Source organism: Shewanella sp. Isolate13, from assembly GCF_022398325.1.
Lineage (GTDB): Bacteria > Pseudomonadota > Gammaproteobacteria > Enterobacterales > Shewanellaceae > Shewanella.
Genome location: NZ_JAKEVD010000045.1, coordinates 19,575 through 30,251 on the forward strand (window position 1 = coordinate 19,575; position 10,677 = coordinate 30,251).

General features: G+C 45.1%; 8 protein-coding genes. 7 read left to right on the forward strand and 1 reads right to left on the reverse strand.

The window, feature by feature from the left end; all coding sequences use genetic code 11:
* Positions 1 to 16: 16 nt before the first annotated feature.
* The gene (pepQ, locus tag L1D44_RS19560) at positions 17 to 1,339 is read right to left on the reverse strand and encodes a Xaa-Pro dipeptidase (protein ID WP_239892950.1); all 1,323 of its coding nucleotides are present in this window, start codon (positions 1,337 to 1,339) and stop codon (positions 17 to 19) included.
* A gap of 354 nt (positions 1,340 to 1,693) precedes the next feature.
* Here pepQ and fadB point away from each other — a divergent pair, with 354 nt between their 5' ends.
* The 7 genes from fadB to L1D44_RS19595 all read left to right on the forward strand — a co-directional run bounded on the left by fadB (position 1,694) and on the right by L1D44_RS19595 (position 10,578).
* Complete coding sequence (fadB, locus tag L1D44_RS19565; RefSeq protein ID WP_239892951.1) at positions 1,694 to 3,847, forward strand: fatty acid oxidation complex subunit alpha FadB; 2,154 nt, start codon at positions 1,694 to 1,696, stop codon at positions 3,845 to 3,847.
* Positions 3,848 to 3,865: 18 nt separating this feature from the next.
* Positions 3,866 to 5,029, forward strand: coding sequence for an acetyl-CoA C-acyltransferase FadA (gene fadA / locus L1D44_RS19570; protein WP_239892952.1), 1,164 nt, complete (start codon positions 3,866 to 3,868; stop codon positions 5,027 to 5,029).
* 185 nt (positions 5,030 to 5,214) lie between these two features.
* Positions 5,215 to 5,676 (forward strand): GNAT family N-acetyltransferase, encoded by a 462-nt coding sequence (locus tag L1D44_RS19575; RefSeq protein ID WP_239892953.1) that lies wholly within the window; start codon positions 5,215 to 5,217, stop codon positions 5,674 to 5,676.
* 58 nt (positions 5,677 to 5,734) lie between these two features.
* Positions 5,735 to 6,202 carry a Cys-tRNA(Pro) deacylase gene (gene ybaK, locus L1D44_RS19580; RefSeq protein ID WP_239892954.1) on the forward strand — a complete coding sequence of 156 codons (468 nt, stop codon included), beginning with the start codon at positions 5,735 to 5,737 and terminating at the stop codon, positions 6,200 to 6,202.
* 146 nt (positions 6,203 to 6,348) lie between these two features.
* The gene (gene tusA, locus L1D44_RS19585) at positions 6,349 to 6,594 is read left to right on the forward strand and encodes a sulfurtransferase TusA (protein ID WP_239892955.1); all 246 of its coding nucleotides are present in this window, start codon (positions 6,349 to 6,351) and stop codon (positions 6,592 to 6,594) included.
* 33 nt (positions 6,595 to 6,627) lie between these two features.
* Positions 6,628 to 7,071: an MOSC domain-containing protein gene (locus L1D44_RS19590; RefSeq protein ID WP_239892956.1), complete on the forward strand. Its 444-nt coding sequence runs from the start codon at positions 6,628 to 6,630 to the stop codon at positions 7,069 to 7,071.
* A gap of 312 nt (positions 7,072 to 7,383) precedes the next feature.
* Positions 7,384 to 10,578 (forward strand): amidohydrolase family protein, encoded by a 3,195-nt coding sequence (locus L1D44_RS19595; protein ID WP_239892957.1) that lies wholly within the window; start codon positions 7,384 to 7,386, stop codon positions 10,576 to 10,578.
* Positions 10,579 to 10,677 lie beyond the last annotated feature (99 nt).

The window sequence follows — 10,677 nt, forward strand, 5'->3', positions numbered from 1 at the left end:
CATTTCTCTCATTCGGTTAACGATTCAGACCTAAATTACGGGTCATATTTTCGATACGATCACCATGAACTATTACATTATCCTCAATACGGATCCCACCAAACGGCCTTATGCGATCAACCGTATGCCAATTGATCTGTGATTGACGCTGGTCTTGCTTTAGCTCTGCCAACAGGGAATCGATAATATAAACGCCCGGCTCAATCGTCAGTACTTGGTTGATATCAAGTTCTCGAGTACAACGTAGGAATGGATGAGCCTCAGGTGCCGCGACATGCGTGCCTTTTTCATCGCAAAGGAAGCCGCCCATATCATGCACCTGAATGCCAAGCATATGCCCTAATCCATGGGGGAAGAAGGCACGGGTTATTCCCTGTTCGACCAGTCCCTGAACATCGCCGCGGACAATATCAAAATCCAACAAGATCTGCGCTAGCTTATAATGAGTTTGTATGTGTAATTGTGCATAGCTCACACCCGGCTTCATCATGCTTATGATCTGTCGCTGCATATTATCCATCGCGGTGATCAGATCATCGAAGCAGTTCTTCTCAAATGAATAGCTACGAGTGATATCGGAGGCATAACCATTATAGTTAGCGCCGGCATCAATCAAAAATGAGCGACGCTGCTCAGGGCTAACATGCTCAAGCGCGGTGTAATGCAAGATGGCGGAGTTTTCATTGAGTGCAACTATGCTGCTATAAGGCACCTGGTTCTCACCTTGTGAGATAGCCGATAAGTAAACTTGCAAGATCTCAAATTCGCTCGCACCATTATAGAAGGCTGTTTTGGCAGCCTGATGCCCAGTCACCGCAATTTCGTTCGCTTTGCGCATGCACGCCAATTCGTAAGCGGTTTTACTGGCACGATGATAATTAAGGTAGCTCAACACAGAGTCAGGGTTGCGCCTGTTAAAGCCCAACACATCGGCAACATCTAAATGCTCACCAATATAGGCCCAATTCTCAACGTCTTTAGGTAAGTACTCGGCAACCTTATCTGCCTTACTCAAAAACTTAATATCGACATGTTCGGCCCAAAAGTCGCTAGGCTCATCGGCAACCTTATGCCAAAAGTCTACTGGGCGATAAAAAATCAATAACGGCTTATCACTGCCATTGACCACCAACCAAGAATTTGGATTATCGATGACCGGTAACCAAGCCTTAAAGTGAGGGTTCACCTTAAAAGGGTAATCCATATCATCTAAAAACTGTCTATGCGGCTGACCAGAATGAATGACGAGTCCCGCTAAATTCTCACGGCAAGAGAGCTCTCTTACACGCTGATTGAGCACTTGAATATGGTCATGATAGAGGTGCGCTAACTGTTCCATGAGGGTTACCCTATTGTTATTATTTAGCCAAATTTTCGACATCGACTCAGTCTATCACATCACTAAATAAATTTTTCTTTAAAGCTATTTCTGGCTAAGTTTACTGTTGTAAACTCAAATATCTACCTTGCAAGCAATTAAACTAAAACACTGATTTTTAAGGCTCAAGAAATTACCGCACCAAGAAACTAAACGATCGTTTAAATTGGGTGTTGTAATTTTTTGTGATTCATCGCACACTGGATAACAACTGGTCAAATGATGGCCTAGGCTGCTGTGACAAAGAAAGTGACATTCAGATAATAAAATCATTAACGATCTGGATAGTGAACTTAAGCTATAAGGAAGCAAGCAATGATCTACCAAAGCCCTACAATTGAGGTTGAGTTACTCGAAGATAATATCGCTAACCTGTGCTTTAAGGCGCAAGGTTCGGTCAACAAGCTAGATAGAGTAACACTCGATTCGTTCAATGCTGCACTAGACAGCATCAAACAAGATCCAAGCATCAAGGCACTGATGCTCAGTTCTGCCAAAGATGCTTTTATCGTTGGCGCTGATATCACAGAGTTTCTAGGACTGTTCACTGAAGAGGATGCGGTATTACACTCTTGGCTTGAACAAGCTAACGACGTTTTTAATAAGTTAGAAGATTTACCTTTCCCAACCCTATCAGCAATTAATGGCTTTGCGCTAGGTGGGGGTTGTGAAACTATCCTAGCAACAGACTTCCGCATAGCAGATACCACAGCTCGTATTGGCCTACCTGAAACCAAATTAGGTATTATCCCAGGCTTTGGCGGCACAGTGCGTTTACCCCGTGTGATTGGTACAGACAATGCACTTGAATGGATTACCTCAGGTAAAGATCAACGTCCAGAAGCAGCACTAAAGGTTGGCGCTATTGATGCCGTTGTTGCTCCAGAGCACTTAAAGTCTGCTGGGTTAAAAATGCTTAAAGATGCCCTAGCAGAAAAGCTAGATTGGCAAACTCGCCGCGCTAAGAAGCAAGCACCACTCACCTTACCTAAGCTTGAAGCCATGATGTCTTTTGCGACAGCTAAAGGCATGGTATTTAAAGTTGCAGGCAAGCACTACCCTGCGCCAATGGCTGTCATTAGCGTTATTGAGCAAGCAGCAAAGTGTAGCCGAGCAGAAGCTTTACAAGTTGAACATCAAGCGTTCGTAAAGCTGGCTAAAACTGAAGTTGCCCAAGCGCTGATTGGTATCTTCTTAAATGACCAACTCGTAAAAGGTAAAGCGAAAAAGGCCAGTAAACTGGCTAAGAAAGTCGACTCGGCAGCTGTACTGGGCGCTGGCATCATGGGTGGCGGCATCGCCTATCAAAGTGCCAGCAAAGGTACACCAATCGTGATGAAAGATATCGCCCAACCGGCACTCGATTTAGGCTTAGGTGAAGCGGCTAAACTGCTTACCGCACAAGTTAAGCGTGGCCGTTCAACGCCTGCGAAAATGGCAGCGGTACTGAATAACATCACTCCTGCACTCGATTACGCACCAGTAAAAGATGCTGATGTGGTGGTTGAAGCGGTTGTTGAACATCCAAAAGTGAAATCTATGGTACTGGCTGAGGTGGAACAACACGTTAGTGAAGACGCCATCATTACCTCTAACACCTCTACCATCTCAATCAATCTATTAGCCAAGAGCCTTAAAAAGTCTGAACGATTCTGTGGTATGCACTTCTTCAATCCAGTGCACAAAATGCCATTAGTCGAAGTGATCCGTGGCGAAAATAGCTCAGACGAAACTATCGCCTCAGTTGTGGCTTATGCCAGCAAGATGGGTAAAACCCCTATCGTGGTAAATGACTGCCCAGGCTTCTTTGTTAACCGCGTACTCTTCCCTTACTTTGCAGGTTTTAGTGGTTTGCTAGCTGATGGTGCTGATTTTGCAGCTATCGATAAAGTAATGGAAAAGCAATTTGGTTGGCCAATGGGCCCAGCTTACCTACTTGATGTGGTTGGTCTAGACACAGGTCATCACGCACAGGCAGTTATGGCAGAAGGCTTCCCTGACCGCATGGGCAAATCTGGTAAAGATGCCATTGACGTAATGTTTGAAGCTGAGCGTTTTGGTCAGAAGAACAGTAAGGGCTTCTATCAATACTCGGTTGACCGTCGTGGCAAGCCAAAGAAAGATTTGGACCCAACTAGCTATGAGCTGCTGCAAGCAGAGTTTGGTGAGCAAAAAGCATTTGAGTCAGATGAGATCATTGCTCGCACTATGATCCCAATGATTATCGAGACAGTACGTTGTCTTGAAGAAGGAATTATCGCTTCGCCTGCTGAAGCGGATATGGGCCTAGTTTACGGTCTTGGTTTCCCTCCATTTAGAGGCGGTGTATTCCGTTATCTAGATACTATGGGTGTGGCTAACTTTGTGGCGCTTGCCGACAAATATGCACACTTAGGGGGTCTATACCAAGTGACCGACACTATGCGCGAACTTGCCGCCAACAATGGCAGCTACTACCAGCAGGCTTAAGCAGGAAGGATTAGAACAATGAAAAACGCCGTTATCGTAGATTGCATTCGTACTCCAATGGGCCGCTCAAAGGCAGGAGTATTTAGAAATGTACGTGCAGAAACTCTGTCTGCAGAATTGATGAAGTCGCTACTTGAGCGCAATCCTAAACTTGACCCAAACACCATCGAAGATGTGATGTGGGGTTGTGTGCAGCAAACCTTAGAACAAGGCTTTAATATTGCCCGTAACGCTGCCCTACTTGCAGGCATTCCAAAGCAAGTTGGCGCGGTTACTGTAAACCGTTTATGTGGTTCATCTATGGACGCACTGCACCAAGCCGCCCGCGCCATTATGACTGGCCAAGGCGATACTTTTATCGTTGGTGGCGTTGAGCACATGGGTCATGTACCAATGAACCATGGCGTCGACTTCCATCCAGGTCTTGCCAACAACGTCGCCAAAGCCTCAGGCATGATGGGCCTTACCGCAGAGATGCTCGGTAAAATGCACGGCATTACTCGTGAGCAGCAAGATGCGTTTGCGGTACGTTCACATCAACGTGCTCACGCTGCAACCGTTGAAGGTCGCTTCGCTAACGAGATTGTGGCGATTGAAGGACATGACGCCGACGGCGCATTGATTAAAGTCGACTATGACGAAGTGATCCGCCCAGAAACCTCAATGGAATCACTGTCTGGTCTACGTCCTGCTTTTGACCCAGCCAACGGTACAGTTACTGCTGGTACCTCTTCAGCACTGTCAGATGGCGCCTCAGCTATGCTAGTGATGGAAGAAGAGAAAGCCAAAGAGTTAGGTCTCCCCATTCGCGCGCGCATTCGTTCAATGGCGATTGCCGGTTGTGATGCGGCTATTATGGGGTACGGCCCTGTACCCGCGACTCAAAAAGCCCTTAAGCGTGCAGGTCTAACCGTTGATGACTTAGACGTTATCGAGCTTAATGAGGCCTTCGCGGCTCAATCACTACCTTGCGTAAAAGACTTAGGCTTAATGGATGTAGTTGAGGAGAAAGTTAATCTCAACGGTGGTGCTATTGCACTCGGTCATCCACTCGGTTGTTCTGGTACGCGTATTTCAACCACGCTGATCAATCTGATGGAAGCTAAAGATGCTAAGTATGGCCTTGCCACTATGTGTATTGGTTTAGGGCAAGGTATCGCGACCATCTTCGAACGCCCTTAAGCGTTCGTTCACTCTTAGTAGAAAAGCCAGCGTAAGCTGGCTTTTTTGTTTTCGTCTTCGAATCAGTCCATCTCAAACAAATACCAAATCACTCAAGCTGCAATTAAAACTCAAAATCAAACCATCTAGCCTAACGCCGATAACTGCATTAACCTGAAGTCACCAACTCCCCATTAGGATCCGTAATGAAATTACTATTGCTTGCCGATAATGAATCAGCTCTGCCACAAATAGCTAAATGGTATAGCGATGAGTGGGGTTATATTGGTGAAGGCCGTAGCACTAGAGAGCTAGAGTTGAAACTCAGAGATTACCTTAATCACAACACGCTTCCTTTGATTATTTTAGCCCAAGATGGCAATGAACTGCTCGGTGCCGCTCAACTTCGTTTCCATGAAATGGATATCTACCCCGAGAGAGAACATTGGCTTGGTGGTGTTTATGTTGCCTCTGAACATAGAGGGAAAGGCATCGCCAATGTCTTAGTAAGCGCTATTATTGATAAGGCCAAGGAGTTAGGGGTAAACAGCATTAACTTACAAACTGAAGATTTGACTGGTGGCCTATATCGCCGCCTTGGTTGGCAAGCTGTAGAACAGGTCAGCTATCACGGTATTAAGGTGCTGATTATGGAAAAATTACTCTAAAGCAAAACCCGCATCGACTTAAGCCATAAAGCTAGCGCAATAAATATAGGTAACTGCAATGACCCCCGCTATCGATCTACTCATTAAACACAAGATCACTCATCAAGTGCATGAGTATCACCATGACCCATCTTGCCAAGCCTACGGTCTAGAAGCAGCCGAAAAGATTGGCGTTGCTCCAGAACTGGTATTTAAAACCTTAGTGGTTAAACTAGATGGTAAGCAACTTGCTGTAGCCATTATTCCTGTAGCCGAAAAGCTCAGCATGAAGTTAATAGCAAAAGCTGCCAAAGCGAAAAAAGCAGTGATGGCTGATGCGATAGAAGTGCAACGCAGCAGTGGCTATGTATTAGGTGGCGTCAGCCCATTAGGACAAAAGAGACAATTACTCACAGTGATAGATGAGACTGCAGCTCAACTCGCTCAAATGTATGTTAGCGGTGGTCGCAGAGGGCTTGATATAGCGTTAGCCCCCGAAGATATACAACAACTGCTTCGAGCAAGTTTTGCCCCACTAACAGCGTAACACGGTACAAGCTTGCGTAATGTTCCACGTGGAACACAGCAAAACATTAATGACCTTAGGCTCACAATTTACCGCTAGCAACTTGGATAAACTGAGGCGCTGGAGTAATATTAGCCACTTCTGTTTAATCGTTCTGCCGAGGTAATATGAACGACCAATTTAATGCAGCACAACATCAACTCGACGCTTTAGGCCTACGCTGTCCAGAGCCGGTAATGATGGTTCGCAAATCAGTAAGGCGAATGAACGAAGGTGAAACTCTGCTTATCATTGCTGATGACCCAGCAACAACTCGTGATATTCCGAGCTTTTGCGAATTTATGGATCACACCTTAATTGCCAGTCAAACGGAAAGCACACCTTATCAGTACTTGATAAAGAAAGGCCTTTAGTACTTCAACCCAAATGAGATAAAAGGAATTATCATGGCATCACTAATAGGTATCGCATTTAAAACGGTAAAACGCGGTCAAATGACTTCGGTTGAAAAGGCCGAAGTCACCCAAGCCAAAGGCGTTGAAAATGACATATTTGGCCGTCCGGGCAAACGTCAAGTTACAGTGATGTCACTTCAACAATGGCAGCTTGCCTGTAATCAAATAGGTAAAAATCTTCCTTGGCTTACTCGCCGCGCCAACCTGCTCGTTGATGGAATTAGTTTCTGCTCCAAAGATATCGGTAAGCAACTGGTTATCGGCGAGCTCATTTTAGAGATCACCGGTGAGACAGATCCTTGTAACAAGATGGAAATGGCTTACCCAGGGTTAGAGCAAGCACTGTTGCCCGGCTGGCGTGGCGGAGTAACTTGCCGAGTAATGACAGGTTCAAGTATCAAAATAAACAATAATGTTGAGTTAATATCGCCATAGCCTTTTCTTTGGCTGAGCAAAGTGACTCAACTCAGCCAAACAACTCATAAGCCAGCCACGATTGCTCTGCCCCAATAATGTAACTCTGTTCAGCCTGTCCACCCCCTATACGCTGCTATGGCTATTGCCCACCCACCTATTAGTCAGGCCATTATTAACTTAACTAATTGAAACAGATTTTTTGTTTTACTGTTAAGCAATTTGTGCGATAACTGTTGCACAAATTAATATCCATTTAAGCGCTAGCGCTAACAATCAACCAATTGAATTGAAACCCACTCCTTTAAAACGATAACAATAATTAGGATTATCATGCTAAAGAATAAGTTTACCCCCCTATATGCCGCCATAGCATTAAGCCTTAGTGCTCCATCTATGGCAGAAGAAGATAGCCAAGCATGGCAAGTCAATGCACCAGCAAACGCCCCTTTAGAGCAAATAAAAATTGATGTCGATGAAGGCACCTGGATGAATGTCAGCGTCAGTCCTAATGGCAAGCATGTTGTGTTCGATCTACTTGGTGATATTTATCAAATGCCAATTGAGGGTGGCGAAGCTAAACCACTTGCCAAAGGTATTGCTTGGCAGATGCAGCCTGTTTATAGCCCTGATGGTAAGTATATCGCCTTTACCTCTGATGAAGATGGCGGTGACAATATCTGGGTAATGGAAGCCGATGGCAGCAACCCTCGCCCTGTCACCAAAGAAACCTTCCGCCTATTGAACAGTCCTGCTTGGAGTCCAGATGGCCAATACCTAGTAGCACGCAAGCACTTTACCGGTAGCCGCAGCTTAGGTGCAGGAGAAGTATGGATGTATCACGTTGCCGGTGGTGACGGGGTAAAACTGACTGAGCGCCCAAATGAACAGAAAGATTTAGGTGAGCCAGCCTACTCACCTGATGGTCGCTATATCTACTTCAGCCAAGATGCAACGCCGGGTAAGACATTCCACTACTCAAAAGATTCTGTAAAAGGCATCTATAAGATTAAGCGTTACGACACACAAACTGGTGATATTGAAGTATTAATCCAAGGAACTGGCGGCGCGATTAGACCAACACCAAGTCCAGACGGTAATAAGCTGGCCTATATTAAGCGTGATGGTTTCCAATCTTCGCTTTATCTATTGGATTTAAAGTCTGGCGAAACTAAAAAATTGTATGGTGACCTAGACCGTGACATGCAAGAAACCTGGGCGATTCACGGCGTTTATCCAACCATGAGCTGGACTGCTGATAATGAAGAAATCTTGTTCTGGGCTAATGGTAAAATCAATAAACTCAATGTTGAGTCAAAGTCGGTAAAACAAATTCCATTTACCGTTAAGACTGAGCGTGCCGTACAGCCAGCTGTTCGCTTTACCCAGGATCTCGATAAAGACGTATTCAATGTAAAAATGCTGCGAATGGCACAAGTGTCACCTGACGGTAAAAAAGTTGCATTTGAAGCACTCGGCAAGATTTGGGTTAAGAGCCTACCCGATGGCAAAATGTCGCGCCTGACTAAACTCGATAGCGAGCTACGTGAACTGTTTCCGCAGTGGTCAAGGGATGGAAAAAAAGTGGTATTTACAACTTGGGATGACCAAGAACAAGGTACCGTAAGTTTAGCAACAGTACGCAATAAGCGGGTAAAAGTACTCACTAATGAGCCAGGCAAGTATGTAGAACCAACCTTCTCTCCTGATGGTGAAACCGTGGTTTACCGTAAAGCTAAAGGCGGCTATATCACTCCGCGTACTTGGTCACAAGAAACCGGTCTTTACCAAGTTGATATCGATGGTGATAACAATACTAAGATCACCTCTGCTGGTTACCAGCCACAATTTGGTGCCGATAATGATCGCGTCTACTTTATGGAGAGTGGCGAAACACCACAGCTAGCATCGATTGGCCTCAATGGTTTTGAAAAACGTGTGCATTACACCAGTAAGCACGCTACTGAGTTTAGAGTCTCACCCGATGGCAAACAGCTCGCCTTTGCCGAACGCTTCAAAGTATTTGTCACGCCATTCGCTAAGCATGGAGAAACAATTCAAATTGGGCCTAAGGCCAGTAACCTACCAGTAGAGCAGTTAAGTGTTCGCGCAGGTGAAAGCATCAGTTGGAATACCGATAGCAATCAGCTGTACTGGACACTTGGTCCTGAGCTTTACCAAGTTAATGTTGATACTCAATATAAACAACAAGCAGAGGGTGACAAGACTGAACCAAAGATTACTGACCTTGGTTTCACTCAAAAAGCCGATGTTCCACGTGGAACAGTCGCATTTGTCGGTGGCAAAATCATTACTATGGAAAATGATGAAGTGATCGAAAATGGCACGGTAATCGTTAAAGACAATCACATTGTCAGCGTCGGCCCAGCTTCTGTTATCGATATTCCAAGTGATGCTAAGGTTATCGACATCAAAGGTAAAACCTTAATGCCAGGCTTATTCGATGCTCATGCTCACGGTGCTCAAGGTGAGAATGAAATCATTCCTCAGCAAAACTGGGAGCTGTACTCAAACCTATCTTTAGGTGTCACCGCAATTCATGATCCATCCAATGACACCACCGAAATCTTTGCCGCATCTGAACAACAGAAAGCCGGTAATATTGCTGGCCCACGCATCTTCTCAACCGGTACGATTTTATATGGTGCCAACTTACCCGGTTACACTTCACACATCGATTCACTCGATGATGCCAAGTTCCACTTAGAGCGCTTAAAGAAGGTTGGCGCATTTAGTGTTAAGAGTTACAACCAGCCACGCCGTAACCAACGCCAACAAGTTATTGCTGCAGCACGTGAACTCGAAATGATGGTGGTCCCCGAAGGTGGCAGCTTACTTCAGCATAACTTAACTATGATTGCCGATGGCCATACCGGTATTGAACATTCATTACCGGCAGCCAATATCTACAGCGACATTAAGCAGTTCTGGGGGCAAACCGATGTAGGTTACACACCAACACTGGTTGTCGCCTATGGCGGTATTTCAGGTGAAAACTACTGGTATGACAAAACTGATGTCTGGGCCCACCCTCGTCTATCCATGTATGTGCCATCGGATATTTTGGATGCGCGTTCGATGCGTCGCCCAACAGCACCCGATGAGCACTATAACCACTTTAATGTGGCTCGCGTTGCCAATGAGCTAAATGAAGTCGGGATCAAGGCCAACATTGGTGCACATGGTCAACGTGAAGGTTTAGCGGCTCACTGGGAAATGTGGATGTTTGCTCAAGGTGGTATGAGCAATATGGAAGTGCTAAAAACCGCAACCATTAACCCTGCTAAGCACTTTGCCATGGATCACCAAATCGGTTCCATCAAGAAAGGTAAGCTAGCCGACTTAATTGTTATCAATGGTAATCCGCTGGAAGATATTCGCGTAACTGATCGCGTAACCTACACCATGGTTAACGGTAAACTGTTTAATGCAGAAACCATGGATCAGCTAAATGGCGGTGCAAAGAATAAAGGCCAGCAAAGAAAGCMGTTCTTTTTCGAAAAATAAATTTAATTTTAAATTTAAAATCTGGCTAACTTAGCTGTGATTTTTAAATTTCAGGAAAATTATTTTTTGATATAAAAATACCAAAACATGGGCTTGGTT